This is a genomic window from Haloferax prahovense DSM 18310 (assembly GCF_000336815.1).
GTDB classification, from domain to species: domain Archaea; phylum Halobacteriota; class Halobacteria; order Halobacteriales; family Haloferacaceae; genus Haloferax; species Haloferax prahovense.
Map to the genome: position 1 here is coordinate 39,754 of NZ_AOLG01000051.1, position 25,238 is coordinate 64,991.

27 protein-coding genes and 2 pseudogenes are annotated in these 25,238 nt (G+C 60.7%); 13 read left to right on the forward strand and 16 right to left on the reverse strand.

Annotated elements, in window-relative coordinates; genetic code table 11:
* The first annotated feature begins 122 nt into the window (after positions 1-122).
* The 3 genes from C457_RS15120 (at position 123) to C457_RS15130 (ending at position 4,130) form a co-directional block, all read left to right on the forward strand.
* Positions 123-950, forward strand: coding sequence for a CPBP family intramembrane glutamic endopeptidase (locus C457_RS15120; RefSeq protein WP_008095968.1), 828 nt, complete (start codon positions 123-125; stop codon positions 948-950).
* A gap of 264 nt (positions 951-1,214) precedes the next feature.
* Positions 1,215-1,916: a hypothetical protein gene (locus tag C457_RS15125; protein WP_008095969.1), complete on the forward strand. Its 702-nt coding sequence runs from the start codon at positions 1,215-1,217 to the stop codon at positions 1,914-1,916.
* Positions 1,917-1,991: 75 nt separating this feature from the next.
* Complete coding sequence (locus C457_RS15130; RefSeq protein WP_008095971.1) at positions 1,992-4,130, forward strand: PAS domain S-box protein; 2,139 nt, start codon at positions 1,992-1,994, stop codon at positions 4,128-4,130.
* 3 nt (positions 4,131-4,133) lie between these two features.
* On the opposite strand, the gene lrp is transcribed toward C457_RS15130, so the two are convergent.
* Together lrp and C457_RS15140 are read right to left on the reverse strand one after the other, a co-directional pair.
* Positions 4,134-4,595 (reverse strand): HTH-type transcriptional regulator Lrp, encoded by a 462-nt coding sequence (lrp, locus tag C457_RS15135; protein WP_008095972.1) that lies wholly within the window; start codon positions 4,593-4,595, stop codon positions 4,134-4,136.
* Between the two features lie 120 nt (positions 4,596-4,715).
* Complete coding sequence (locus tag C457_RS15140) at positions 4,716-4,988, reverse strand: hypothetical protein (RefSeq protein ID WP_008095973.1); 273 nt, start codon at positions 4,986-4,988, stop codon at positions 4,716-4,718.
* 314 nt (positions 4,989-5,302) lie between these two features.
* Between C457_RS15140 and C457_RS15145 the strand changes: the two genes are divergently transcribed.
* Positions 5,303-5,626 (forward strand): hypothetical protein, encoded by a 324-nt coding sequence (locus tag C457_RS15145; RefSeq protein WP_008095974.1) that lies wholly within the window; start codon positions 5,303-5,305, stop codon positions 5,624-5,626.
* Between the two features lie 39 nt (positions 5,627-5,665).
* Here C457_RS15145 and C457_RS15150 read toward each other — a convergent pair whose 3' ends face one another.
* The 6 genes from C457_RS15150 to mntA form a co-directional block, all read right to left on the reverse strand.
* Positions 5,666-7,372, reverse strand: a complete 1,707-nt coding sequence (locus tag C457_RS15150) for an NAD(P)/FAD-dependent oxidoreductase (protein WP_008095975.1) — start codon at positions 7,370-7,372, stop codon at positions 5,666-5,668.
* A gap of 110 nt (positions 7,373-7,482) precedes the next feature.
* Positions 7,483-8,271, reverse strand: coding sequence for a helix-turn-helix transcriptional regulator (locus C457_RS15155; protein WP_239640764.1), 789 nt, complete (start codon positions 8,269-8,271; stop codon positions 7,483-7,485).
* A gap of 88 nt (positions 8,272-8,359) precedes the next feature.
* On the reverse strand, positions 8,360-8,740 hold the full coding sequence (locus C457_RS15160; protein WP_008095978.1) for a hypothetical protein: 381 nt from the start codon (positions 8,738-8,740) through the stop codon (positions 8,360-8,362).
* Positions 8,741-8,798: 58 nt separating this feature from the next.
* Positions 8,799-8,939 (reverse strand): hypothetical protein, encoded by a 141-nt coding sequence (locus tag C457_RS20390; RefSeq protein ID WP_156037874.1) that lies wholly within the window; start codon positions 8,937-8,939, stop codon positions 8,799-8,801.
* 1,104 nt (positions 8,940-10,043) lie between these two features.
* Positions 10,044-10,469, reverse strand: coding sequence for a type VII toxin-antitoxin system HepT family RNase toxin (gene hepT, locus C457_RS15165; RefSeq protein ID WP_008095980.1), 426 nt, complete (start codon positions 10,467-10,469; stop codon positions 10,044-10,046).
* The gene (gene mntA, locus C457_RS15170) at positions 10,470-10,904 is read right to left on the reverse strand and encodes a type VII toxin-antitoxin system MntA family adenylyltransferase antitoxin (RefSeq protein WP_008095981.1); all 435 of its coding nucleotides are present in this window, start codon (positions 10,902-10,904) and stop codon (positions 10,470-10,472) included.
* 406 nt (positions 10,905-11,310) lie between these two features.
* On the opposite strand from mntA, the gene C457_RS15175 reads away from it, so the two are divergent.
* The gene (locus tag C457_RS15175; protein WP_049913623.1) at positions 11,311-13,101 is read left to right on the forward strand and encodes a choice-of-anchor I family protein; all 1,791 of its coding nucleotides are present in this window, start codon (positions 11,311-11,313) and stop codon (positions 13,099-13,101) included.
* A 47-nt stretch (positions 13,102-13,148) separates the two neighbouring features.
* Here the strand turns inward: C457_RS15175 and C457_RS15180 are convergent, their stop codons facing one another.
* The 3 genes from C457_RS15180 to C457_RS15190 all read right to left on the reverse strand — a co-directional run bounded on the left by C457_RS15180 (position 13,149) and on the right by C457_RS15190 (position 15,851).
* On the reverse strand, positions 13,149-14,480 hold the full coding sequence (locus C457_RS15180) for an IS200/IS605 family transposon protein TnpB (RefSeq protein ID WP_008095983.1): 1,332 nt from the start codon (positions 14,478-14,480) through the stop codon (positions 13,149-13,151).
* A complete protein-coding gene (gene tnpA, locus C457_RS15185; protein WP_008095984.1) occupies positions 14,477-14,857 on the reverse strand; it encodes an IS200/IS605 family transposase in 381 nt (126 codons plus the stop codon). The genes C457_RS15180 and tnpA (C457_RS15185) overlap by 4 nt, the downstream gene beginning before the upstream one ends.
* A 289-nt stretch (positions 14,858-15,146) precedes the next feature.
* The gene (locus C457_RS15190; protein ID WP_008095986.1) at positions 15,147-15,851 is read right to left on the reverse strand and encodes an SOUL family heme-binding protein; all 705 of its coding nucleotides are present in this window, start codon (positions 15,849-15,851) and stop codon (positions 15,147-15,149) included.
* A 672-nt stretch (positions 15,852-16,523) separates the two neighbouring features.
* Between C457_RS15190 and C457_RS15195 the strand changes: the two genes are divergently transcribed.
* Positions 16,524-17,018 carry a DUF7342 family protein gene (locus tag C457_RS15195; protein WP_239640765.1) on the forward strand — a complete coding sequence of 165 codons (495 nt, stop codon included), beginning with the start codon at positions 16,524-16,526 and terminating at the stop codon, positions 17,016-17,018.
* On the opposite strand, the gene C457_RS15200 is transcribed toward C457_RS15195, so the two are convergent.
* The 3 genes from C457_RS15200 to C457_RS20395 form a co-directional block, all read right to left on the reverse strand.
* Entirely contained in the window at positions 17,010-18,404 is a 1,395-nt protein-coding gene (locus C457_RS15200; protein ID WP_008095990.1) for an ATP-binding protein, read from the reverse strand. The genes C457_RS15195 and C457_RS15200 overlap by 9 nt on opposite strands.
* A gap of 408 nt (positions 18,405-18,812) precedes the next feature.
* On the reverse strand, positions 18,813-18,944 hold the full coding sequence (locus C457_RS21070) for a hypothetical protein (RefSeq protein WP_275039363.1): 132 nt from the start codon (positions 18,942-18,944) through the stop codon (positions 18,813-18,815).
* A gap of 267 nt (positions 18,945-19,211) precedes the next feature.
* A complete protein-coding gene (locus tag C457_RS20395; RefSeq protein ID WP_083864304.1) occupies positions 19,212-19,559 on the reverse strand; it encodes a DUF7344 domain-containing protein in 348 nt (115 codons plus the stop codon).
* A 192-nt stretch (positions 19,560-19,751) separates the two neighbouring features.
* Between C457_RS20395 and C457_RS15210 the strand changes: the two genes are divergently transcribed.
* A complete protein-coding gene (locus C457_RS15210; protein WP_008095994.1) occupies positions 19,752-20,045 on the forward strand; it encodes a bacterio-opsin activator domain-containing protein in 294 nt (97 codons plus the stop codon).
* Here C457_RS15210 and tnpA (C457_RS15215) read toward each other — a convergent pair.
* Positions 20,042-20,485 (reverse strand): annotated as a pseudogene (gene tnpA / locus C457_RS15215) (IS200/IS605 family transposase). The gene C457_RS15210 and the pseudogene tnpA (C457_RS15215) overlap by 4 nt on opposite strands.
* A 95-nt stretch (positions 20,486-20,580) precedes the next feature.
* Here tnpA (C457_RS15215) and C457_RS20680 point away from each other — a divergent pair.
* The 5 genes and pseudogenes from C457_RS20680 to C457_RS15225 all read left to right on the forward strand — a co-directional run bounded on the left by C457_RS20680 (position 20,581) and on the right by C457_RS15225 (position 22,979).
* Positions 20,581-20,724, forward strand: coding sequence for a hypothetical protein (locus C457_RS20680; protein WP_162832774.1), 144 nt, complete (start codon positions 20,581-20,583; stop codon positions 20,722-20,724).
* Entirely contained in the window at positions 20,721-21,953 is a 1,233-nt protein-coding gene (locus C457_RS15220) for an RNA-guided endonuclease TnpB family protein (RefSeq protein WP_008095997.1), read from the forward strand. The genes C457_RS20680 and C457_RS15220 overlap by 4 nt, the downstream gene beginning before the upstream one ends.
* Before the next feature lie 193 nt (positions 21,954-22,146).
* A complete protein-coding gene (locus tag C457_RS21190; RefSeq protein ID WP_204365668.1) occupies positions 22,147-22,350 on the forward strand; it encodes a helix-turn-helix domain-containing protein in 204 nt (67 codons plus the stop codon).
* A gap of 49 nt (positions 22,351-22,399) precedes the next feature.
* Positions 22,400-22,540 (forward strand): annotated as a pseudogene (locus tag C457_RS20955) (RNA-guided endonuclease InsQ/TnpB family protein); the annotation flags it as partial.
* 136 nt (positions 22,541-22,676) lie between these two features.
* Positions 22,677-22,979, forward strand: a complete 303-nt coding sequence (locus tag C457_RS15225) for a HalOD1 output domain-containing protein (protein ID WP_008095999.1) — start codon at positions 22,677-22,679, stop codon at positions 22,977-22,979.
* Between the two features lie 44 nt (positions 22,980-23,023).
* Here C457_RS15225 and C457_RS15230 read toward each other — a convergent pair whose 3' ends face one another.
* On the reverse strand, positions 23,024-23,824 hold the full coding sequence (locus C457_RS15230) for a TrmB family transcriptional regulator (RefSeq protein WP_049913626.1): 801 nt from the start codon (positions 23,822-23,824) through the stop codon (positions 23,024-23,026).
* A gap of 385 nt (positions 23,825-24,209) precedes the next feature.
* On the opposite strand from C457_RS15230, the gene C457_RS15235 reads away from it, so the two are divergent.
* The gene (locus C457_RS15235; protein WP_008096003.1) at positions 24,210-25,007 is read left to right on the forward strand and encodes a TrmB family transcriptional regulator; all 798 of its coding nucleotides are present in this window, start codon (positions 24,210-24,212) and stop codon (positions 25,005-25,007) included.
* Positions 25,008-25,238: the final 231 nt, after the last annotated feature.

Here is a 25,238-nt window from a genome sequence, read left to right on the forward strand (position 1 = left end):
GTGCGCGCTTCGAGTTCCGGACGGAGCGGTGAGCGAACTCGGCCACGATTCGCGCGGCGACACCATCCCCGAGTCAGTCAATAAAAACGCATTTCCCCCGAGCGAGTGAAATCGCCCGGACGATGGTGCGCACTCGTCTCACGTCACCGACGTTCGACCGCAGCGCGTCGATTCCGACCGTCACCTACGTCCTTCTCATCACCGTGCTGAGCGGGTTTCTTCTCGCCGCGCCCCACGGCTCGCCGACGCCGCTTTTGGGACTCGCCTGGAGCGGCGTTCTCGTCGCGCTCGCGGCCGGCGCGCTTCGGGTTGAGGGCGTCGCACTCCAGTCTTTGTTCCCGTCTCTCCGGGCGTTCGGCGCGGCGGTCGCCGTCGTCGTCGCGTTCTGGGCGCTGTACAATCTCGTAGCGGCTGGACTCGCAACCGCGGGCGTCGGCGGCTTCGAGCCCGTTCTGTCGCGGGTCGTCGCACACCCGGCTCCGTATCTCGCGGCGCTCCTGAGTTCGTTCGTGCTCACGGCGCTCCCGGAGGAACTCCTGTTTCGTGGCTACTTCCAACAGAAGGCGATTTCGCTGGCCGGCGGCGACAGTCGTCGCGCGGTCATCGGCGGCGTCGCGGCCGTCGCTGTGTTGTTCGCCGTCTTCCACCTGCCTCGGTGGTTCATCGCCTCGGGCCACGGCGTCAGCGCCGCGCTCGGCACGCGACTGTTCGGGCTGCTTCTGGCCGGACTCGTCTACGGCGGTGTCTACGCGTTCACGGGGAATCTCTGGGTGGTCGCGCTGTTCCACGCGACGATGAACCAACCGCCGTTCATCGTGACCGTCGATATCCCCGCCGAACTGCACCTCGTCGCCGGCGTGGTCGAATACGCGGGGATTCTTGCCGTCGTGGTGCTCGCAGTTCGGCTGACCGGCATCGGTGAGGGCATCCCCGTGTGGGCCCGCGAGTAGCACTAATATCTCGATACCAACCGGTACAGCCGATGGCTGCTGGATTCTCTCCCTCGGTCTGAGCATAGAGGTCCGTACTGCGTTCCCTTTTCTATCGACTGCTGTCCGCCGGAAACGCCGTGGTCGTCGTCTCACAGACCCTCCGACTGCGCTCCGATTTGGGCCGAAATGCGTCGCGTTCCAAACTCGACAATTGTGTGAACTCATTGAACATTCATAACAATTAACCAGTCGCGAGTTGACAATAGTTTGTGGTGCGTTGACATGGCGAACCCGAAGCATTACGTCGTGATGGAAGGCCTCGGTGCCGGAAAATCCGACTACACGATTCAGGCGACTGGCGACATCGAAAAAGTAGGCGGCAGGCTCGGTGGACTGCCCGTCACCACGGGCCCGGGAGACCAAGTGTCCGGGAGTACGGCGAACGGAACCGTCTGGGGGAAGTCAGACGGCTTCCGAATCTACGGCGGAATCAAGTCCATCAGCCTCGAAAACCCCGACCACGTTCAGGTCCACACAGGAGCCATCGCCGGCGGTCCGGACGACGACCACGGCGACCTGTGTGAGGTTGTCGTCCGCGCGGAGAAAGTCGAGTTCATCAGCGGGCAAGGTCCGGGTGAAGGCGCGCTCGAACTGGAGATCGAACACGACATCCGCGGCGGGCAGTCCGAACACACGTCGCTCAGGCTCCCAACGGGGGCGACGCGAAACATCGGCGTGGCGATTGACAACTTCAAGGTCCCCCGAAGTGGGTCGGAACCGAAGACAATCGTGACGAAAATCACGGAGCGAGAGCCGCCAAGGGACTGGTTCACCGGGGCACCGGACGAGGGGAGCGAGCCGGTCGATATCACGCTCGCGTGCGATAACCCACAGCAGGTGACCAACACGGTCCCCATCGACTCCGACCGCGGGAACCCCGGCAAGGTGAAGGTGTACTACACCATCGACGACCTCGACGACTGAGGGGGCCCGTCCCCCATCCGGTCGTCCCGCGAGCAGCAACCATTATGATGCGGTGCGGTCACGTTCCCCTCACGAATGGACTCGCTTCGCGACACGCCGCGTTCGCTCTCGGAGTCGTCGCCTATCGACGTCTTGCACGTCGATGACGACCCCGAGTTCTCGGCGCTCGTCGCGGCGGCGCTGGAACGCGAGCGCGAGCACATCACCGTCCATACCGAGACGGACCCACGGGTCGCGGTCGACCGGGTTCGGCGCGACGACCCGACGTTCGACTGCGTCGTCTGCGACTACGATATGCCCGACCTCGACGGCCTCGACGTGCTGGCGAGCGTCCGCGACGAGTATCCGGAGCTCCCAGTTATTCTCTTCACCGCGAACGGCAGCGAGGAAGTCGCCAGCGAGGCGATTTCGGCGGGCGTGACCGACTACCTCCGGAAGGGCGACGACACGAGTCGGTATCAACTGCTCGCCAACCGCGTCGAGAACGCCGTCGAGCGCGTTCGGGCCTCACGGGACAGCGACCGCGGACTGGCGGCCATCGAGAACGCGACCGACGCCGTCTGTATCCTCGGCGACGACGGTGTTATCGAGTACGCCAACGCGGCCTGTACTGAGCTGTTCGGCTACGAGCGCGCGGAACTCCTCGGTCGTCACTGGGAGGCGTTCTATCCCGACGACGACGGACAGGCGGTCTCCGATTCGGTACTCCCCGAAGCGCGCGAGGGGCAGTCGTCGGGGCAGTCGTCGCTCGTGCGGAAGGACGGCGACCTCGTCGACGTGGAGCACACGCTCACGTACGCGGCTGACGGGTCGCTCATCTGGACGCTGTCGCGCGTCTCGAAACGCGACAGACTCGAAACGAAACTGTCGCGTCGGGAGCGGGCAATAGACGAGGCACCGATCGGCGTCGTCCTCACGGACCCCGACCAAGCCGACAACCCCATCGTCTACGTCAACGACGAGTTCACCGACATCACCGGATACAGCCGTGACGAAGCCGTCGGGCGAAACTGCCGGTTTCTGCAGGGCGAAGAGACGGACGAGGCGGCCGTCGCCGAACTCCGGGCGGCGGTCGACGAGCGCGAACCCGTGACGACCGAGCTCCTGAACTACCGCAAGGACGGCACCGAATTCTGGAATCGCGTCCGCATCGCGCCCATCTTCGACGGCGGGAGCGTCGACCTCTTCGTCGGCTTCCAAGACGACATCACGCCGCGGAAGACGTACGAGCGACTCCTCCGGTCGAACACCGCCCGGCTCGAAGCGCTGTTCGAGCACTCGCCGGACCTCGTCGTCGTTCACAAAGCCGACGGCACCATCCAAGACGTGAACCAGCGGATGTGCGAGGAACTGGGCTACACCGACGCGGACCTCGTCGGCAAGACCATCTGGGACCTCGACCCCACGTCCGAACCGGACCGCTCGAAGTCGTTCTGGGCGGACCTGCCGGCGAACGAACCACGCCGGTTCGAAGGCGCGCTCGAACGCCGCGACGGCACGACGTTCCCGACCGAAGTGCATCTCATCGAACTCAGCGTCGACGGCGAGGACCTGTTCGTCGCGATGATTCGTGACATCAGCGAGCAGAAGGAACGCGAGGCCGAACTTGTCGAACAGAACGAGCGCCTCGACCGCTTTACGAGCGTCGTGAGCCACGACCTCCGCAACCCGCTGCAGGTCGCTATGGGCCGCCTCGAGATGCTCCAAGACGACTGTGACAGCGACCACCTCGACGATATCGACCGGGCGCTGGACCGCATGGACGACCTCATCAGCGACCTCCTGATTCTCGCCCACAACGGTAACGACGCCATGGAGGTCGAACCGGTCGGGCTGGCCGACCTCGCGCGGGCGTGCTGGCCCGACGGTGCGACGCTGACCGTCGAGACCGACGCCGTCGTCGACGCCGACCGCGACCAGCTTCAGCAACTCCTCGAAAACCTGTTCCGGAATTCGGTCGAACACGGCTCCGGCGACGGGGACGTGACCGTCACCCTCGGCGAGACCGACCGTGGCTTTTTCGTCGAAGACACCGGTCAGGGTATTCCCGAATCTGACCGCGACACCGTGTTCGAAGCCGGCTACACCACGTCTTCCGAGGGTACCGGCTTCGGCCTGAACATCGTTTCGCAGGTCGCGGCCGCACACGGCTGGGAAGTGCGGGTCTCGGAGGGCACCGACGGCGGGGCGCGGTTCGAGTTCCGCGTCGACTGAGTCTTAGGCGTCGCCGGCGTCGAGGTCGAACTGCTCGTTTTCGGAGACCGCGTTGAGGACGACACTCGTGTTCGACTCGCGAATCGGTGCTTCGTTCAGAAGCGCCTTGATCTGGCGGTTCATGTCGTCTGTGTTCTTGAACTTGCCAACCGCGAGGACGTCGTAATCGCCGGTGACCTCGTACACAGAGACCATCTGCGGCTCGTTTGCGAGTAGGTCGGTGACATCCGTGAGCGCGCTCCCCTCGACTTTGAGGTGCATGACCGCGGTCACGTCGTAGCCGAGCGCGTCGTAATCGAGACGCGGCGTGTAGCCCTCGATGATACCCTCGTCTTCGAGGTCTCGCAGGTGGTTCGAGACGGTCGTCACCGAGACGTCGAGTTCTTCGGCGAGGCTCCGGAGACTGCGCCGCCCGTCCTCCAAGAGCGCATTGATGAGGTCTGAATCCAGGTTTTCGTAGGTCATATGCGGCACATTTGCAGTTGATTGTGATTAACCTCTCGGTCGAAGTTGACAATGTCGAGAAACGATTGATGGGTCATCGTCAGTCGTGCGACGGGGGCAGACGGCGTCGGCGCATCACGTTCACTTGAGGCCGAGAATCCACTCGCACTTCCCGCAGGGCGTCTTGCCCGTTCGCTTGGCCTCGGCGCGAGTAACCTCGACGAACCGGCCGTCGCTGTGGCCGCCGCAGACGATTTCGCCGTCTTCGTCGAGTTCGTGATACGCGTAGCCGCCGGTGTACGCGCCGTTGGGGGTCGTTGCGACGCGGTCGTCGTCGTCGCGGGTGTCCTGCGCAGCGAGTTCGGTTCGCTGCTCGCTCGTGGGTTTCTGGTCGATGTGCTCTCGCGTCGGCATCCGTGCAGACACACTCGCCCGGCCGCATATGTTTATTTCGGCCCCGACATGACGTGAGGAATCATCATGGATGTCGGCGGCGGCGCGCGATGGGTCCTTGCCACTCGAGTGCGTCGAACTCGTGCGGACTTCGTTCGATGATTACACAAGTGTCCGGCTTGACGAGACGCCTACGTCTCGTTCGCTCACGAGGGCACCGCGCTCGTGAACGCTGTCTCTCTCCCTTCAGTCGCTCCGATCGCAGCTTAAGCAAGTTCCCTCGCGCCTCAATTCAAGTGAAGGTCTTTACCGGAGTGGGGCGATGTCCCCGAGAGATGAGCCGGACGCTCGAACTCTCTGGGACGTGGCTCAGCTATCTGCTGTCTGCGTTCCAGTTGACCGCGCTCGCGTTGGCCCTCGTGTTCGTCGTGCCCAGACTCGAGTACCCCGTCAACATCTTCTTGGGCGGGCTGTTCGCCGTGGTCGTCCTCGCGTCGGTGGTCGCGCTGTGGCGACGCGCGGCCGGTCAGGACGGGGGTCGTCAGCTCGGAACCGCAGAAGACATCACCTATGACCCGTTTGCCGACCCCGGGCAGGCCGCCCGCGATAGCTGGGAGAAGGCCGTTCGGCGGCTCCCTGGGTCCGACGACGACGAGTGAGCCACAGTCCTCGGTGCCGCTGTAGCCGTGTTCATGGGGTCACGCCATCTCGGGAACGGGGAAATCGAACAGTTCCGCTCGAAGCTGTTCGGGGGAGTCGGTCTTCCCCCACTGAATGAGTTTCCCCACCAGTTCGGGGTCGGAGAAGTCGACGTGTCGCGCCCGCTCGTCGCCCCAGTCGTAGACGTGCTTCGGGAGCCAGTCCGCTCGCCGCAGTTCCGCGAACAGCAGACCGGCGGCCTCGTCAACGCTCGCGTCGCCCGCCCGATAGGCGTCCAGTATCTCGCCCATCCGTCGGTGTATCTGGGTTTTCTGCGGGACGAACGGCGCGCCATCGCCCGGCGAGGGTTCCGCGAGGAGCGAGTCGAACTCGGCGGGCTGTCCCGACGCGAGGTAGTTGAAACAATGCCGCTGGATGTACAGGTCGTGAAACAGGACCTGTCCCAGCCACATCTGCGTCCACGCGTTCCAGAGCCGGAAGTCGCCCATCGACTTGTACGCGTTGCTGATGATTCGGTCGTTGGTCGCGAGTTGACGGCGGTGCATCTCGTCGATGGGCGCAAAGCGCGCCGCCGAGAACTCGCCGTCTTCGAACGCGTCCAGCAGCAGGTTGGTCGACACGAAGACGGATTCGAGGGTGTTCACGAGCCCGACCGCGTAGAGGGGGTCGACGAAGCCGTACGTGTTGTTGGTCAGGTAGTGTCGGTGCCCCGCGGACTGACTGGCGGTCCGTTGCAGTCTCCCGGTTCGAGTCCACGGTCGCACCGTCGTCGCCGACGCGAGGTGGCGTTCGATATCGGGGAAGTCGGCGATGATTCGTCGGGCCGCTCGCTCGGCGCTGACCGACTCGTCTGTGGGGTACTGCGTTCGGTCGAGTACCAACCCGAGACTCGCTTTGTTCGTCTCGGAGCGCTCGAAGTTGTCGAAGGGAATCACCCACATCCAGCCCCCGTCGAACACGTGGTGGAGCGTCCCGTCGTGGAGACGGTTGGACTGTCCGGGGCGGGCGGATTCGTCGAGTATCTCGTCGAACGGAGCGAGTCCTTCGACGTGCGTGAAGATGGCGCGCGAATCCGTCTCCAACTCCGGGGCGTCCTCGCGATACCCCATCTCGTCGGCGAGGACGGAGTTCCCGCCGGTCCCGTCGACGTAGAACGCCGCCTCGATACGACCACAGTCGGTCGCCACCGACACCTCGTCTTGACCGATGTCCACGCCGGTGATTTCGGTCTCGTCGAGGTATGCCACGCCGTAGCGCCGGGCGGCCTCGACCAGATAGTGGTCGACCTCCGAACGCAGCAGATGGCTCTCGCTGTAGAACGGCAGGCTCGGCGGAATCAACTGGTGATTGTGGTCCGCCGCGACCGGGCGGTCGGGTTCGTGGTACGCAAAGCCGATGGAGTGTTTGATGCCGCACGACGGCGTGACGTTGTCGACGATGTCGTTCGTGTCGCTGAGGTACTGAATTTCCGGGATACCGTGGTACTCCCCGAGAATCCACATCCACATCGAACTCTGCGGGAGCATCGCCTCGCCGACGGCGAACCGTGGATGCGACCCGGCTTCGAGCATTACCACGTTGAGGCCGCGTTTCCCCAGAATCATCGCGGTGAGCGACGCCGCCATCCCGGAGCCGCCGACGATGACGTCGTAGGAGTCCGTCGGCGACGACTCACCGGCGGCCCGGTCATCGCGTCGTCCGTGCTGTCGGTTCCCGGTTGCGTCGGTCGAACCTGTCCCGTTCATGTTCCGTTTGACGGATAGGTCACGATTATAGTCATCCCCTGAGATGGCGTCTCAGGACGTGAGACACTACTTAGGTCGAAAACAGGTTCGCCTTCGTGTCTCCGCGTCGGTCACCGATACTCGGGACTCATCTCGCTCACGTCGAGCCGGTCCGCATCGCGCTTGTAGCGCCGATAGAGGTCTACGGCCCACTCGCGCGCCTCGGGGTCGTCGGTCGTGACGGAGGCGACGGGCAGCGACGTCTCGTCGTCGAAGCCGCCGACGATGACCACGTCGTCGATGATGCCCATCGTGAACGGCAGTCCGGAGTGGGTGTACAGGGCGGGCGCTTCGGCCGACGCGATGGTATCGAACGCGTTCTTCGAGGCGTTTCGGTCCGCTTCGAGCGCCAGCGGCGTGCAGATTGCCTCGAAGTCCACGTCGTTTCGGGCGTGCTCGATGCCCCGTTCCGTAACCTTCGGTGGACACCCGGCGACGACCAGACTCCGAGAGCGGTCGAACGACGCAAAGTGTTCGAGCCACGGCTCGATGGGCGCGTTCGGGTGCTGTGGCGTGGCGACATGGAGGTCGGCGTCGGCGAACAGGTGGACGTGGCGCGTGAACTCCGGCGCAGAAATCTGGGCGAGCAGGGGTTCTAACCGGTCGGCCGCCGCGATTGAGCGCTCGAATCGAGAGACGGCGTCGGCCACGGCACAGCCGGCCCCCGTCGTCTGGTAGCCCGCCGCCGTCTGTTCGAGCAACTGCTCGTCCGTGAGCGCGGACGTCCACCGATAGGCCGTGGCACGCGAGATATCGAGTTCGTCTTGGAGCGTCGACCTATCGAGCGGTTCGTCTCGGGTCGCATCCAACAGCGGGGCCTGGTCCAGCAACTGGTGTGGGTCCCGTCCGTGAGGAGTCATGTTCTCGGAACGACCCTTCGAACCGTAAGTGTACCTCCAGCCATGGCCCCGGAGGTTGTCGCCCTCGCTGACGTCGCTTTCGAACACGTCACCGAATCCGGTCGTGAATCTCGAGAACACCGAGCGACCACACGAGCGCGCCGGCCAGTCCGGGAAACGCCGATGCGTTCCCCAAGAGGCCGAGCCACTCCCCGTACAGGACCCCCGCGTTGAGGCCGAGGAAGAAGCCGTCGAACGACGCGAGGGTTTTCGCAGGGACTCCCGCGTAGCGTTCGAGGACGACGAGCCCACACAGGAGGACGAGCGTCCCGGCGAGGAGTGCCCCGCCGATGTGCGCGAACGAGGCCTGCCGGCCCACCGTCGACTCGACGTACCAAAACGGGCCGAAGGGCGCACCGAGAGCGACAGCGATGAGGGCGTACGTCCCGAGCCGTTTGCTCGTTTCGCCGAATGCGTGGGTGTCGGCCATGCCGTACTTGTGTTTCGAGTTGGGTGGGGAAATACGTCGGTCCTTTGCCGTGGGGATGCTACTGGAGTCCCCGGCCGGGAGGGTCTCCGAGCAGTCCCTCACTCCGTACCAGGATGTACAGGAGGATTGGGCCGGCGACCAGGAACAACAAAAACAGCAGGCCGATGAGCCCCTCGAGTATCGACTGTACGGGGAGCATGGTTCCCATCTTTAGTCCGAGTCAGAAAAATCCACCTTCCAATGTTGGGTAGTGTGTCGCATCGGTACACCCGTCCATACTCCCGCAACAACGTGTCCGCTGTGGCCGTCGTCGCGTCGACTCCAAGTCNCCTTCCAATGTTGGGTAGTGTGTCGCATCGGTACACCCGTCCATACTCCCGCAACAACGTGTCCGCTGTGGCCGTCGTCGCGTCGACTCCAAGTCGGCCGGCAATCGCGGCCAAATTCAGACCCCATCGACGAACCCCCATTTCAGGTCGAACGGGCCGAACCGAGCGTTCAGACGGCGAGAGACGAGCGACTGTGGACTGTCGTCGACGCGCGTCGTGCCTGCATCGAAACGCCACTTCGAGGCGGAATTCCGGTTTCGAAATCGGTCGATACACCCCATCTACGACTGGGTGTACCGGGGAATTGACGATTTTCGACCCTGCCAAAGCGACGACACTCGGCGGTCGAGACGGCATTTGCAGGGGAGATTGTGAACCCACAAACGCGCCCAGAGAGGGTGTGAGACGGCTGCAGGCCGGAATTGGGAGGAGCGACGAGAGCCACACAGCCGGCGTCGATGGCGACTCCGACAGGCCACGAAGCGACGCGAATCGAGTACACCCTTGCGGAGAATCGGCGTGCATGTACACCCCTGGGAACCGGGGGTGTAGCGCGTGTCTCCCGGTTCACCCTCGGCATCAGGGGTGTAGAATCGGCCGGGATTTCGGCAGGGGTGTATCGCGGTGGGCGGCGTGGTAGCGTCGGCGCGGTCGTGGATGGCTGGCTGTGGAGTGCGCACATTTTCGGTTCGCCGTCGTGTTAGATTCCTCACACGAATCGGATGCATCGAGCTGTCGCAGGCGTGGCATCGCTCCGGCGTGTATCCGCAACTAAGCGTCGGGACCAGCGCGTCACAGGAGGGCGAACGACACCAGGCTGACCAGTTGGGGGTGACCACTCGCCGTGAAACGCCTGCTGAAACCCGGTCTCTCTGGCGAGTTGCTGACTGGTGAAGTGCCAACAGTAGCTGGGACAGAGTGACTCACCACAGTTCAACGGTGGCGGATCTCAAGAGCGCCGGGTTGTTGATAGATTAGTTCCGTTGCTGAAACCACTGTGCGGTTTCCTGCTGGAATTGGTCGAACCAGTGGAGGTCGTCATGTAACACATCATAAACGACGTCGTGGTTCACATCACCGTACCGATGGGCGAGAACATTCCGGAACCCGACTGCTTCTTCCATCTGTTCTTGGACGTCGGGTGAGAGTATGCCTGCATTCCCAAGCGACGCAATCTCGTTTTTTGCAGTCCCACTCGGAGAGAGGCCCTCTGAAGCACGGATATGCTGAGCGAGATCGATACAGGACTGAATGAGGTTCATAAACGTCCGCTCAACCGCTCGTTGAACGATGAGATCGTCAACGTACTCGGCTTTGGACATGCCCCGCATCTGCTTCAGATCGTTGGTGTACTCGTTGATGTACCGAAGCTTGTCAACGACAATCTCCGCATCGACCATCTAGACGTCACCACGAGCGAGTCGATCGATGAATTCTCGCCGTTCTTGGTCTCGTTCGCTCGCGCTTGCGTCATACTCGGTTGCAACGTCCTGCTTGTACGTGTCAACGTCCTTCTGGTCACCAACAAGACGAACTCCATCTCGGAGCGCAGCGTGCGCAACGTGTGTTGGCAGCGACTCAATATCGCTTACGTCGACGAATCCGTCTGCGTATGCCTGTAGGTCGGCGTCGATACGGTTGCGCCGGCGGAATCGCTCGGCTTCGGACAGTCCGTCTGGAAACAGAAGTGCGATATCAACGTCCGATGACTCGTCTGCTGTTCCGCTTGCATGTGACCCAAACAGTACTGCGAAGATGACCTCGGTTTGATCAAGGTAGTCTTTGATCTCCTCGAATTCGATTGTTTCGACAGAGGAGTCATCCGGTTTGGGCATGCTGGTACTTCGCGTTCCTGCTTAATATAGTTCCGTGGGTCCCCTGGCAATCGTCACGGTCCCCACTCGCCGTCCGCCGGTGAACAACGCACACCGCCATCCTGTTCATGCCGTTCGCGAGACCTCCGTGTTGCTCGCGAACGACCACCCTCAACGTGTGGTTCGAAGCGTTGACGGTTCTGTTGGAACCCCCGTTATCTCTGGCGAGTTGCTGCCGAATGAAGTGCCAACAACCGCGAAAACCCGGAGCAGAGCGACTCCCCACGATTCAACGGTGACGGCTGTCAGCAGCGTCGTTTCGACCGGCTGGGGTTGATAAACAGCACACTCATCGTCAACAGTTCACTACATAGCACTAGTGTCAGATATTATAAGTGCTTAACGTGCCCGCCCGAGGGCATCGGGTATGGAACGATCACAACAGACGAGCGATATCGGGCGTCGAGCTGTGCTCGGATTCACCGGTGGAACCGTCCTTGGACTCCTCGCAGGGACGGCTGTCGCGGGTGACGATACGGCGGCGGCTAGCTCCGAGGCTGCGGGCGGATTTTCGGGCGTCGAGAACGTCGCGTTAGAACAGATCGGCCGGTACGAGTCGGGGCTGTTCGACGAAGGTGGGGCCGAAATTATCGCCTACCACGCCCCCACCCAGCGACTGTTCGTGATCAACGCCGACCTCGGCGGCGTCGACGTGCTGGACGTTTCGGACCCGACCGCACCCGAGAAGGTCGACGCGATCGACGCCGCGAGCGAGCTCGACGACGTGAGTTCCGCGAACAGCGTCTCGACGTCCGCCGACGTCGTCGCCGTCGCGCTCGAAGCCGAGGTCGCACAGGACCCCGGACAGGTCGGGCTCTACGACCCCGAGACGCTCGAACGCTTGGGGACGGCCCCGGTCGGTCCGCTGCCGGACAAAGTCACCTTCACCCCCGACGGAACGCGGGTGCTCGTCGCGAACGAGGGCGAGCCGACCGACGACTACGCGTACGACCCCCGTGGCTCGGTCAGCATCGTCGACGTCTCCGACGGCGCGGCTGCACCGACGGTCAGCACCGCCGACTTCACCGCTTTCGACGGCAAGGAAGACCAGCTCCGAAAGCAAGGCATCCGCATCTTCGGGCCGAACGCGAGCGCGTCGCAGGACTTCGAGCCGGAGTACGTGGCCGTGAGCGACGACTCGAAGACGGCGTGGGTTTCGCTGCAAGAGAACAACGCGATCGCGGAGATCGACATCGACACGGCGACCATCAAGAATCTCATGCCGCTGGGCTTCAAGGACTACAGTCTGGCGGGGAACGAACTCGACGCGAGCAACGAGGACGGCGGGGCCAACATCCGGAACTGGCCGATCAACGGTATCCTCCAGCCCGACGCGATCGGCGCGTACAGCCCCGACGGCAAGACCTACCTCGTGACGGCCAACGAGGGCGACAGCCGCGATTACGGCTCGTTCAGCGAGGAGGCGGAAGTCTCGGACCTCCGACTCGACCCCGAGGCGTTCGACGTCGACCAGATCGAGGGGATCGACAGCGTTGAGGAACTCCAGCGCTCCGAGAACCTCGGTGCCAAAGGCGTGACAACGACGCTCGGCGACGTCGACGGCGACGGGCGCTACGAGGAACTCTACGTCTTCGGTGGCCGGTCGTTCAGCATCTTCACGACGAACGGCAAGCGAGTGTTCGACAGCGGGAGCGACTTCGAAGATATCACCGCAGAGCGATTCGGCGACCAGTTCAACAACGACAACAACGAACACGACCCTGACGGCCGCAGCGATAACAAAGGCCCCGAGCCCGAGGGGCTGACAATCGGGCAGGTTGGCGACCGGTACTACGCGTTCATCGGTCTCGAACGCATCGGCGGCGTCATGGTGTACGACATCACCGACCCCGAGTGTGCCACGTTCGTCGAGTACGTCAACAACCGGGACTTCTCGGTCGATATCGAGGCGGCCATCGAAGACGGTGACGCGCCCGCCGGCGCTGCCGGCGACCTCGGTCCGGAGGGACTAGACTTCGCGACCGCCGAAGAAAGCCCGATTGACGACCCGCTCGTCTTCGTCGGCCACGAAATCAGCGGGACGACGGCGATATTCCGCGTGACGAGCGACGAGAGCGAGGACGTTGCTGTGGGGTCGTGTGCCGACTCGCGTGGGAACGGACACGCCAACGGCCGTGGAAACAGCCGGCGGTCTTGACATCCTCCCCGCGCTAAAGCGCGAGGATTCCTCCGTTGGGGGTTCGGCTATGCCGATTCCACGGAGGCAACTTTCGGGTTTGTGCGCACTTCTTTGGAACTTTCGTGAGGGTATGGTTTCCCCGACCAATTGTGGTCGTCCCACTCGAATCGCACGGGCCGTGCCATCGGCCTGATTTCGCAATCGCTGTTCTCTCGAAGGAACGTCTTAGACGCCGTGAGGTCAGCGTACCCCTCGAATCCGCACGGACACGTCAGCGTGTCCCCGTGGCGAACCGTCTCCTCGTGGTCGCCACACTCAGGACACGTCTGACTCGTCCACGCTTCCGACTCGGCTTCGAGACTGATGCCGTACTCCTCACAGACGCACGCGAGACGGTGGCTGAACTTCTTGAACGCCCAGAAGTTGTGCGTTTTCTCGTTCACCCTGGCCGACCAGTGCGTTTTCAGCACGTCGGTCAAGTCGCCTACATACACCGTCGCCACGCCCTCGTCGTACAGTCGTTCAACGAGGTCGCGTACCAGCGCGTTCTGTGCGTGGTCACGACGCTTCGTCCGCTGTCGGTACAGCCGTCGAATTCGCTTGGAACTGTATCGTCCTTCACGGAGTTTCGACTGTAGGCGGGCGATTTCGTCTGTCGTCTCGCGGAACCGTCCGAACAACTCCCGACCGTCGTAGAGGTACTGGTTCCCAGTAGTCGTGGAACACGCGACGAGATTGTTTGCGCCAACGTCGAGGGCGGCTTCGTGAGAAGCCAGTGGTGAATTCCGAAAACGCGAAGTGTTTTCGACTTCAGGAAAATCTTCGATTTTCCGTGAATCCAGTCGAGAATCAGGTACGGTGACTGGTTGGAAAGCCCTGAACGTGTCGCTCACTTCGTCATACTCAAGCTCCAGACGACCTTGTTTGCCGTCCCACTTCGGGTTGCCTCGGACTTCGAGGCGGAGTCGTTCGTGGTAGCCGAGTCCATATTCGTCTTTCAGTTCTTGCCCGACAGGGATTTCAAGACGGCTACGCTTGCCCCACTGAATCGTGTACTGGTTACATCGGATGTAGGTGCGGAGTTCGCGTCCGTCATCTTCGTTGCCCCAGTACGACGGTGGGTTGGTGTACTCGCCTTTCTCTTTGAGGGCGAAGAACGACCGCCACGCTTCGCTGTTCTTGCGCGTGATCTGTTGGACAGTCGCGCTCCCGATGACGCCGTTGTAGCGTCCTCGGTACTCGGAGGTATCCCACACGTCACCGTCGCCAAAGTAGCTTTGACGACGTTCGTAGGTCAGTTCGTTCCACAGGGAGGCTGAGGCATCGAGTAGCCGTAGGAGGCACTCTTTGTCGTTCTCGATCTGTGGAACCACCTCGAAGGTGTTGACGCGCTTCATGCATCGGAACCCCCCTGTTCAGTGATGTACTGTTCGACAGCGCCCTTCGACGCGCTTCCCGCGGTACCGACGTAGTAGGAACGAGTCCACTTCACGCGGTCGTCGTACCGCTGGTTATACTTCCGCGCCGAGATGCCCTTGACCCAGTTGACGATGAGGGACGGGGCGTTCTTGGGCGGACTCCCGATGAACAGGTGTACGTGGTCGGGCATGACCTCGGACTCGGCCAGTTCGAGGCCCTTGTCCTCACAGATTTCCGCGAAGATGGTTTCGAGACGTTCCTTCGTCTTCCCCGTCAGGTGCGAACGCCTGTATTTCGGCACGAACACTATGTGGTAGTAGAGTTCGTATTTCGCGTGACGGGTACTCTTCACCATCTATGCATACTATTATGGTCGGAAGGCTTAAAATTGCGTTGGAACCCCGACTATGTCATCGACGGCGGTTGAATACTGTTGGTCGGCTTCATCCCCGTCGCCAGATTACATCTGGCGGGCAACCAGAACGCACCGCGTTCTGGTGACGCCCTGAAAGGCGAGGCTTTCGCCTCGAATTTTTTCGTAATGTAACGGCGTCGACTGCGGGTCGATGACAGTCTCCCTGGCGTTCACGCCGGGGGGACGTATACGCACACGAAACGCCAACGTACAGACAATCTCCGTTTTCTCACCGCAGCGCCCGCCGAACGCTCGTGGTGTCCACCTCGACGACCACTTCGTTCGTACGGAGCCACGGCGGCGTGAAGGGCGCGTCGTAGCGCAAGAGGCGGGTCTCGCCCGCCGGTTCGATGCCTGCTTGGGCCAGCGTCGTCCGGAGGGTTCGTTCTTTCAGCGAGACACGGAACCTCGGAGCCCACCACGAAAACCGGAGGGCGGCCAGCGTTCGCGGCGGGTCGACGACGAGTTTCACGTCGTCGTTCGTTGGCTCCGGCGCGGTCTCCGGCGTGTACGTTGCAGGGAGGAAAAACGACATCGTCGCACCGTCTTCCCGAGTTGTCTCGACGGGGGCGGTCATCGAGATCGACTCGCCCGTCTCGCTGGCCCCGTCGCCGGCGGCGTCTCCGGCGGCCCTCGTGTCCGTACCCGTTTCGACGGGTGTGGTCATCGAGACGGACGTGCTGCCTTCGTTCGCCCCGTCGATGTAGTTGAACAGGCGGAAAAACGCCTCTCGACCGTTGGACGCGGTAGTCCGGACGCGAATCATCTCCGGGTATCGCCGGAGTTCGACGCCATCGATACGCTCGATCGTCTTGTAGGGGACCCGTTCAGTACCGTGATTTTTCACGAGGTCGAGGGTCGTCCAGGCCGTCGCAGCGGCCAGCCCTACACCGATGATGCCGACGCTCAGTTTCGCTTTCGTCTTCCAATCCATATCGTGCGTAGGCGACGCGACTGCAAAAGCCGACTTGTGTGACAGCGGGGGCATGCTCGCCCGCGACGCCGCCTTTCCCGTGCGGGGGTTTCAGCGTCGTCAGTGACTGTGAACTCCTCTCTCGTCGATTTCAGGCGTGAACGCGGTCGAGACGGGTGAAAAACAGAATGAAGTCGTGGGGTACCCCGTGTCTCGAATACTTGCGACCCGACGCCTTGCACTAATACAAAAAACCGGAGTTCGTGTGTTTTGTTTGCTTTCGTGGCGAGGAATAGCTACCTAGAAAATGCCGCGTGAGAGCGTGTACACGCGGTCTGTGCTTCGAAGCATACGAAACATCCTCTCTTTTGCAGGGACTCGTCGGCTTCTCACCACAACCCACTCCGTCGCTGAGAGACAGTACAGTTCGGTTGTATTTTCCCCGACCACGTCGGCTTCGGTCGGTCGTCAAGTCTCCACGTCAACATTGCAAGAACAGATGAAGTCGTGGGGTGGGGTGGTTCCGCAGGCGACGTGAACCTGCGAGTCCGGGTGCCAAGTTCCAAATATATTTCGCCTGCACAAAAGAAATATCGTGTTTGGGTGCGAACAGCCGTGTATGGAATCCAACCAGCCCGCGGATGCACGTGCCCAGTGGCGTGCAGAACGCACGACGTTCAGCGGGTCTACGACGTGAGCAGAACGCACGACGTTCAGCGGGTCTACGACGTGAGTACGGGCCTGGCCAGGTATACGTCGGCGAAAGCAGTCAGCCAGCGGGTGGACTGCTCAGTTGATGGTGCACGTGCGGCACTCGAGCAACTCGTGGAGATGGGCATTGTCGAACGTCTCGACGGCCGTCCGACGACGTACCGCCGAAATGAGTCGTACCTCCGCTGGAAGCGGGTCGAATCGCTCGCACAAGAACACTCCGTGAGCGACCTCCGCGCGGAACTCGAGTCGCTCCTCTCGGAAGACGAGTCGTTCCAGACGCAGTTTGGCGTCCCCGATCCAGACGCGGTCTCACCGAAATCGGTCGATGTCGCCGACCATGACGCGCTCCACGACCGGTGGGACGCACTGACTCGGTGGCGGACCGTTCGTGAGGATCTTGCAGTCCTACAGGAAGCGCTCCATCGGGCAAGTGGCGACTCCAACGGCCAAACCGGGACTTCGGCGTCAGTTTGAAGGACTTGTCAGCATGTCGATTTTCTGCAGGTCAAAGAGCGTCCATGATGCATCGAGTTCGTCGGCAAGTCCCTCCGTGAACCCACTCTTCGAGAAGAGCGCAAACCGTTCAGTCCGCTCTGGACTGCCCCAGCGGACATGCTCTGTTTTTGCTTTGAGGTCATCCACAAGCGACTGCCCGACTGGGGACGAAGTCCATTTGCACTCCGCAAAGAGGATTCGATCATCAGACGGAGACAATCCAACAATATCAACCTCGTGTTCACCGTACCACCATCGTCCAACAGTCCCGTAGGGTTCGAGTTCATCACGTCGAACCGCTTCCCAGACGACCTCCCGGCAAACCCGTTCGAACACCGTCGAAACATGTGTTTGGAGGTCCGGCAGGATTGTTTCTTCGAGGACTATATCTGGTACTTCAGTAATGCTCGACCGGTTTGGTTCGACGTACCGGAACCAGAACCGAAGGAATTCGTCTGCGATTCGGTAGAGCGATCGCTTCGACTGCGGTGACGAGACAGTAACCGGGGTTTCTCGCTCGATGAGTCGAAGGCGACGCAGCGTCTGCAGATATTTCGAGAGCGGACCTGAGTTAATCCCAGTCATCCCCGCGATTTCATTTGGCGTCGTGTGGCCGGTTGCAATCGCCTCGAGAATACTCAGATATCGGGCTGGTGATCGAAGCTCAGTCCGTAACAAGAACTCTGGTTCATTGTACAACAATGAGTTCTGCGAGAGTACCTGCGACGAAATGTTCTCTGCGAGTGTCTGTGAGTACGCAAAGAGCGTGAGATACATCGGTGTTCCCCCGGTGATTGCGTACGAGCGAATCGCATCCTCAATATCGTAGTCGATGACTGCCCGTGCGTCTCGAAAATTGAATGGTGTAATGTCAAACTGCTGTGTACGCCGCCCGTAGAGTGGGCTTTTGTGACCGAGCACCTCGGACTCCATGACGCTAATGCTGGACCCACATAGAATGAGCATTGCATCTGTCTGCTGGAGTCGCTCATCAACGAACGATTGTAGATATGACAGTATCGACTCATTAGCGTCAATCAGATACGGAAACTCATCGATGACGACGATACGTGATTCCGATTCGAGTTTGTCTCCGAGATAGTCGAACGCCTCATCCCAGCTATCGATGCGTGGAACCCGATCGTCGAACGCTGCTGCGATCTGTGTGACGAACTTTGTGAGTTGTTGTGACGCTGCTTCTTGTGCAGCAAGATAGTATACGTGCGGACGGTCGCGACAGAACTGTTTCAGCAGTTCTGTCTTTCCCACACGTCGGCGGCCGTAGACGACGATAAACGAGTGCGTGTTTGCCTCGAATCCCTCCTCCAGCGTTGTCAGTTCTGCACTGCGGTTGTAGAAAGTCATTATCTAGGTAATCATTACTACGATAATGACTTATGGGTGCCGGTGTGATACACTCAGGTTCCGTGCGTTGACATCCTCCAAGCACACGAAATGCTCTTGTCGAACTCGTCGCGCTGTTCGGTGTGGGTATCGTGCTTCCCACGTTGATCAACGAGGCCCGTCGCCACTCCGAAGAGTAGGGTGGGGACGTTCGCGGATGGGCTGTTGGGTTAGGGTGCTACCACACGTCCAATTCGTACGTCAAGAGGTATCCGAGCGCCAGCGCGGTGAGCAGACTCAGCATAAATTACTTGTCCGACCCGGTACGAGACGGACCGTGCGAGTGCACCCATCGGCACGAGGACGACCAGCAGGATGACCACCGATGAAATCGCCCACTGCAACTTTTGGAGATACACGGCGTTGCTCTCACGATTCGATGCGGTCGCCGATAAGTGGTTGGTCGCGTGCTTCGATACGGTCTGACAGTCGAGACTCCGCGAGCGTGCGATTAAACTCCATACCGAGTTCGGCGACCACCTCCTCGATACCCGTCGTCATCTTTCGGAGAACCTTCTGTTCCGAGCCGAACGTCCAATTGAAAATCCCGCTCGCACCGCCACTGACGACGAGTATGACTCGCGACTCGCATACCGAATCAGTTCAGTAAATGTACATAAGATGGCAGGGGTTCGTCAGCACCGGTAGTTCTTGTGTAGTCACACCGATTCTCGAAACGAACCGAGAGAAGTGAGCGGAGGAATCCAACTGTGGCTAGTCCATCGGACACGACGCGGAAGCGCCGTCTGTCCGGGGGGTCGTGGAACGTCACAAATCGCGCTGGTCGAGTGCCGTCACCTGCGCTAGCAGTCGTTCGAGGAGTGGTGTTGGCCGATACCGAACACACCCGCTTCGCCGGTCGTGTTCGATAATGCCCGCGTCGGCGAGTGTCGGCAGCGAGACGTGGTACAGACACCGTTCGATTCGTTCCCCACCGTCGTCCGCTCCCTCCTGCTCGGCGAGCAACTGGACGAGCTCTTCGACAGTCACAGCTGTGTCGTCTGCGTCACGAAGCGCGTACAGGATGTGGCGACGTCGCTCCTTCGCGAGAACCGCACAAAGCGCTCCGACTCGGTCAGGCTCCTGCTGTGACGACGGGACGTCGAAGGTGGACATCGCTCTGTTGTTCGCCCGAGGACGCAATCACCCTCCTGCCTGAGCCTCCCGGGCGTTTATACGTTCTCGTCTCTTTTCTCCACATAGTGGGGGATGCTACCAATGCTCATAGCAGAGTTNCCCTCCTGCCTGAGCCTCCCGGGCGTTTATACGTTCTCGTCTCTTTTCTCCACATAGTGGGGGATGCTACCAATGCTCATAGCAGAGTTCACGATCGACCATCCGATTTTGCTCACGCCGTTACGGGAGATCCCCGACATCGAGGTCGAGTGGGAAGAGACGTATCGGGGTCCAGACGATCGGACGCAGATGCTTTTTTCGGTGCGGAGCGACGACTTCGCGGCGGTCGAGGCGGCGCTCGCTGACGACCCCGCAGTAACGAATCCAACCGTCTTAGACGATACGGGTGACCGCCGGTTCTACAGGCGGAGCAGGCCGAGTGCCTCGGGGCTTGACCCCGAGGGTGAAGGCCGTACGCTCCGCTAAACGTGCTCCGTTCGCTCGATATACTGCTCAATTGTGTCGGTCGAAACATCGCCTGCTGTTCCCACGTAGTACGATTCCTCCCAAAACCCACCGCCCCACACGTACTCCTCCAAGAACGGTTCGTGTTGCTCCCACATATTCCGCGCTGTGATGCTCTTGACCGTTCGCACAATCTCGCTCGGCGCGTGTTTCGGGTGAGCGGATACGAAGAGGTGTACATGGTCGGGCGAGATGTGAAGTGACAGTATTTCGTAGCCGTACTCGTCGCACACGTCGCGGAAACTCGCTTCCAGCGAATCCCCGATTTGTTCGAGTATCGAGTGGCGGTACTTCGGACATTGCAAATCAATGATTTGCAAGCAGTCAATCTTCGATTGACGACATCACACGAAGTGGTAGTTAACGTTGTACACCGTGTGGTTCGACCGATTCTCACCCATACCTACCAACACAACGACCAATCAAAAGTATTCTCTGAAGTGACTTACAGACTACCACCAGTATACTTTTTACCGTGAGTGAACAAGGAGTAGACGTGACGAAGCAACTCAAGGTATCCGACGCCGTGTACGACGACCTTGACGAACTCAAGGACGAGGAGGGACACACGAGTTTTGACAGCGTACTCCGCACGCTCCTCCTCCACTACCGTCACGTCCAATCCAACGACCAAGAATGACCACCGAACAGGCTCTCGTCAAGACGCTGGACTTCCAACTCAACATCCAGAGTAACAACGAGAGCCTGTTGTATGATGCCACGCTCGAAGCCCGTTCGGTGTACAACGAAACCATCCGTCTCGCCAAAGAAGGCGTGGACTGGAATGCGATTCCCGACCGTGTGGCCGACGACGCCGACCTCGTGAAAAACACGACACAGCGCGTTGTCGCTAAAGCCCTCGGCGCGATGGAGAACTACTACGAGTACGACGACTTCGGCCAGCCGAGCCACACCAAGGACGGCGCGTACCCGCTTCGTGCGAACTACGAGGAAGGGTACAACCTGTCGATCACCGACGACGGTGACGTGGCATTCCGTATCAGCGCGAAACCCTACAACCACGTCAAGGGCATCCTCAAAGGGAGTGATGCCCACCTTGATATTCTCAAGACCGCACTCACAGGCGACGAGTGGAAGGTCTCAACGTCGGAAACGCTGTGGTGTGACGGTGAGCCGGAACTCCACGTCAACATCCGCAATACCGAGCAGACTGTCCGAGACAAGCAAGACTCACGGACGGTCGTCGGCGTGGACGTGAATGAGGACAACGTGGCACTCACCGCACTCTCCAAGGATGGCGTTGAGGACACGCTTGTCATTGACTTTCCCGAAATCAAGTTCGAGCGGCACCGCTACTTCACGATGCGAAAGCGTGTCCAGAACGCGGGGAAGGACAGCATCCACGACACGCTGGAAGGGCGTGAGGAACGGTTCGTCCGCGACCGACTCCACAAGGTGTCTCGGCACATCGTGGAGTGGAGCCAGCAGTTCGAGAAGCCGTGCATCGTCTTTGAAGACCTCAAAGAGATCCGCGACAGCATCGACTACGGAACGCGGATGAACCGACGCTTGCACCACCTCCCGTTCCGCGCCCTCCAATACTACACGTCGTACAAAGCGTCGTTCGAGGGAATCCCGACTGGATGGATTGACCCGTACAAGACGAGTCAACGCTGTCCGCTGTGCGGGCACGCCGAGCGTGCGAATCGGAACAAGAAGCGGTTCAAGTGTCGGTCGTGTTCTCATCAAGACCACAGCGACCGTGGTGCAAGCGTCAACATCGCCGTGAAAGGTATCGAGAAGCATCAGAATTGGAATGTGCCCGCTCTCAACAGCCTTCCCCAAGTTCGGAAGGTGCGACGTTCACAAGAGCGCAGCTCTTGTGCAGCCCGCAAAGTCACAAGGTGACTTTGAGACGGCGGGCATCGGGGGCCGTGGACGCCCCGACCGCAACCCACTCGTCCGTTCGAGACGACCGTGACCCATCTCGGGGTGTGGCGTCGAGGACGGTGGGAGTGTCCGATTAAACTGCGGGAAGACAGAAGCCTCGGGGCTTGACCCCGAGGCGGTTCACGAGGAGACGTACCAAGACGGACCCAGCGTGTCGCTGACGGAGGCGCAACGAGAGCTGTTGGTTGTCGCATCCGAGTGTGGGTATCTGGAGATTCCTCGGACGTGTTCGCTGGCCGACCTGGGAGACCAGCTTGATATCTCAGACAGTTCCGCCTCCGAACGGTTTCGCAGAGGTGTGAGGCAACTCGTGCAACAGACGGTCGTCAACGAGTCGGCGTCTGCACAGGGTTGAGGTGATTTTTCAAGGCGTGAACCCCACCCGTCACTTGCCAGCGAGTTTGTCTTCGAGTGGAGGCGCACCCTGTCAGTGTGCGCTCCCGTCAGGGACGCTGAACCTGAATGGCGATTTCCACGCCTACTCCATTACGGAGTCAGAAGGAGAGTCCACTGACAAGTCCACGACTGAAGTCGTGGGTAACTGACAGTAGTTTACATCGTATACCATCCTATCGACCCGAGCAGTACCAACATGCGCATCCAGCCCGTCTATCCGAATCTGTTTTGATAAACCGGGTGAAAAACTTCGGAGCTTTTGCTCGTCGAGCACGAATCAGAACTGTGGAGTACGAAATCGGGCCGGACGAATCGGTCAGCACGGCCGTCGTACGCGCGGTGAGCGCTGTTGAAGGCTGTGAACCATGCGCTCTCCGACCGCTGGCGGATGTCATCGATCCGGCTGCGTTAGATTCGTTGTTCGGCCCGCAATACGACGGAACGCCTCGGACGGGCGGCCGCCTCTCGTTCGTGTACGACGAGTGTTGCATCACGATCGACAATGGCGAGTATCTCACGCTCCAGTTGCTCGAGGACCGGTTCGGCGACGAACGCGATCAAGAACCTGCTGACAGTTGCGTCCGGTAACGGAGTCGACGCTCGACGCTCGACGCTCGACGCTCGTCGCGAGATCACTTGGGGTCGCGGACGGTCAACAACCCCTGTGCCATGAGTCGTCGGGCGATTACGACCAGTCCATTCCCGAATCCTTCGCCGAATATCGCTTGTTCGTCCTTGGTGTCGGGCATGAGTGAACTCACGAGAATGGTCGAGCGGTCGATCAGAAGGAGCCGGCCGATCGCCGTCTCGTTTTCAGTCGCGTCTTCGCCCTGCAACCACTCGAGGCCAGAGATGAACGTCGTGGCGTCGGGAACGGCCGTTTTGATCTGGTCTTGAAGTGACTCCGTCAACGCGCCGATGAGAAGGTCGACCCCGTTCCCAACGTCGTTGAGGCTGGAAACGAGATCCTCCGTCAAGAGTGATTCGTCGCCGATGACGAGAACGACCTCTTCGGATGCGTCCTCGATGAGTTGGTCCGTCCGGTTTTTGATCGCGTCCTGCCCGGACATCGCCCATACCTGCTGGACGGGGGTTTCGTCGTCTTGTTCGACCATTTCGACCGTGTCCAGCGCATCGTGGAGTCGCTCAACGCGGCCTTCGTACTGGTCACGGAGCGTTTCGGTCGCCTCGTCGAGTGGAACCGCCCGAAACTGCTGCGGGCTCGAATGCTGTATCTCGACGAGGCCCTGTGCCTCCAACACTCGGATCGCATCGTACACCCGCGTTCGGGGAACCTCCGCCATCTCACTCAATCGCTTTGCCGTTCCCGTGTGGAGGCGGGACAAGCCGACGAAGCATCGCGCCTCGTATTCTTTCAACCCGAGTTGCTGGAGAACCTCGATTGCTTCCTCCAAACTATCGTTCATATTCATGTGTCCCAACCTCACGGGGTTCCCGTGATTCTCTGAAGAGTTCGCCCCCGACACGGATAGGTATTGTCACTCCCCACATGACGGCAAGTGCGGGTGAGACCTGATCTGGGCATGATAATCGCCTACTCTGCTGTACAAGAGACACCGTAGAATCTGTTGTGATAATTCTAGTCACACTGGATATAGTGGGAGTTCACCGTATAGCAGTACAGATAATCGAGAGATTGAATAGTCACCCGTTTAATCACAAAAAGGATATACCGGGTGGGAACTAACCCTTTCATCGGCACGCAGTCTAGTTCTGTGTCCCAACCACCGTACTGTTGCGTGTCGGCTCGGCCACTCTTCGTGGCCGATTTCACAATGACCCACAGCCACCAGATCCATGAGCAGTGATCCAGTCGACAATCCCCAGGCCATCGCAATCGAGCAACTCGAACGGTTCGGGTTGAGTGCCTACGCTGCACGGACGTTCGTCGCGCTCGCGAGCCTCGGCACGGGGACGGCCAGAGACGTCAGCCAGGTGTCGGAGGTGCCACGGACTCGCGTGTACGACGCCATCGACGAGTTACACGACCGGGGACTCGTCGACGTCCTCCAGTCGTCGCCCAAGCAATTCTGGGCGACCTCCGCCGAAACCGCGAGTCGGACGTTCGAACACGAGCTACAGCACCGCACGGACCTCCTTCGGACGGCGCTGAGTGAACTCGAACCCATCGAACGACGGGTCGAGCAGCACGGCGTCTGGACGGTCGAGGGGCAGCCGGCAGTCACGGAACGGGTCCTGGATTTCTTCGCCAGCGCCGACGACGAAATCGTCTACATGACCGTCGAAGAGCTGCTTACCGAGGACCTGATCGAGGGGTTAGGCGAGGCCGCAGAGCGGGGCGTTTCGATCAAGCTCGCCGGGGTTTCGACGGAGGTCCAGAAACGCATCCAAGACGAGATCCCCGGCGCGAGGATGTTCGAGTCGCTGTGGGTCTGGTCGGACACGTCGGCGGGACGGGTCATGATGATCGACGGACAGAAAACACTCGCGAGCGCACTCGTCAACGGCGCGGACGCGAGCCCGTCCGATCCGCGGTCGGAGACCGCCATCTGGGGGGAGGGTGACACGAACAGTCTGGTCGTGGTGCTGAGAGCGATCTTCACCTGGCGGCTCGACACGGCCCTGTCGGAGTAGCGGGGCTCCTGTCGACTGTCCCGTCTGGAGGTATTCGTCGTCCCGGGTGTCGAACTCCACTGGGAGACAGCCGATAGTGTGGGCGAACAGCAAGTCGGATTCCTCCCACGAGTAAACTCGTGGGCTTCCTCCTCGTAATCATGTGAAACTCCGGTACTCACGCGGTTTCTTCCAGTTCAACGACCCCACGTCGTATCCTTTCGCTTTGAGCTTCCCGAGGTTCTGGATGTT

Coding starts and splice junctions, on each gene's coding strand:
- C457_RS15120 (WP_008095968.1), top strand. CDS start 123: ATGGTGCGCACTCGTCTCACGTCACCGACGTTCGACCGCAGCGCGTCG.
- C457_RS15125 (WP_008095969.1), top strand. CDS start 1,215: ATGGCGAACCCGAAGCATTACGTCGTGATGGAAGGCCTCGGTGCCGGA.
- C457_RS15155 (WP_239640764.1), bottom strand. CDS start 8,271: ATGACTCCTCACGGACGGGACCCACACCAGTTGCTGGACCAGGCCCCG.
- lrp (WP_008095972.1), bottom strand. CDS start 4,595: ATGACCTACGAAAACCTGGATTCAGACCTCATCAATGCGCTCTTGGAG.
- C457_RS15175 (WP_049913623.1), top strand. CDS start 11,311: ATGGAACGATCACAACAGACGAGCGATATCGGGCGTCGAGCTGTGCTC.
- C457_RS20395 (WP_083864304.1), bottom strand. CDS start 19,559: ATGTCCACCTTCGACGTCCCGTCGTCACAGCAGGAGCCTGACCGAGTC.
- C457_RS15145 (WP_008095974.1), top strand. CDS start 5,303: ATGAGCCGGACGCTCGAACTCTCTGGGACGTGGCTCAGCTATCTGCTG.
- C457_RS21070 (WP_275039363.1), bottom strand. CDS start 18,944: ATGACGACGGGTATCGAGGAGGTGGTCGCCGAACTCGGTATGGAGTTT.
- C457_RS15230 (WP_049913626.1), bottom strand. CDS start 23,824: ATGAATATGAACGATAGTTTGGAGGAAGCAATCGAGGTTCTCCAGCAA.
- tnpA (WP_008095984.1), bottom strand. CDS start 14,857: ATGGTGAAGAGTACCCGTCACGCGAAATACGAACTCTACTACCACATA.
- C457_RS15140 (WP_008095973.1), bottom strand. CDS start 4,988: ATGCCGACGCGAGAGCACATCGACCAGAAACCCACGAGCGAGCAGCGA.
- C457_RS15150 (WP_008095975.1), bottom strand. CDS start 7,372: ATGAACGGGACAGGTTCGACCGACGCAACCGGGAACCGACAGCACGGA.
- C457_RS15130 (WP_008095971.1), top strand. CDS start 1,992: ATGGACTCGCTTCGCGACACGCCGCGTTCGCTCTCGGAGTCGTCGCCT.
- C457_RS15160 (WP_008095978.1), bottom strand. CDS start 8,740: ATGGCCGACACCCACGCATTCGGCGAAACGAGCAAACGGCTCGGGACG.
- C457_RS15200 (WP_008095990.1), bottom strand. CDS start 18,404: ATGACTTTCTACAACCGCAGTGCAGAACTGACAACGCTGGAGGAGGGA.
- mntA (WP_008095981.1), bottom strand. CDS start 10,904: ATGCCCAAACCGGATGACTCCTCTGTCGAAACAATCGAATTCGAGGAG.
- C457_RS15180 (WP_008095983.1), bottom strand. CDS start 14,480: ATGAAGCGCGTCAACACCTTCGAGGTGGTTCCACAGATCGAGAACGAC.
- C457_RS15220 (WP_008095997.1), top strand. CDS start 20,721: ATGACCACCGAACAGGCTCTCGTCAAGACGCTGGACTTCCAACTCAAC.
- C457_RS15210 (WP_008095994.1), top strand. CDS start 19,752: ATGCTCATAGCAGAGTTCACGATCGACCATCCGATTTTGCTCACGCCG.
- hepT (WP_008095980.1), bottom strand. CDS start 10,469: ATGGTCGATGCGGAGATTGTCGTTGACAAGCTTCGGTACATCAACGAG.
- C457_RS20390 (WP_156037874.1), bottom strand. CDS start 8,939: ATGCTCCCCGTACAGTCGATACTCGAGGGGCTCATCGGCCTGCTGTTT.
- C457_RS15190 (WP_008095986.1), bottom strand. CDS start 15,851: ATGGATTGGAAGACGAAAGCGAAACTGAGCGTCGGCATCATCGGTGTA.
- C457_RS15235 (WP_008096003.1), top strand. CDS start 24,210: ATGAGCAGTGATCCAGTCGACAATCCCCAGGCCATCGCAATCGAGCAA.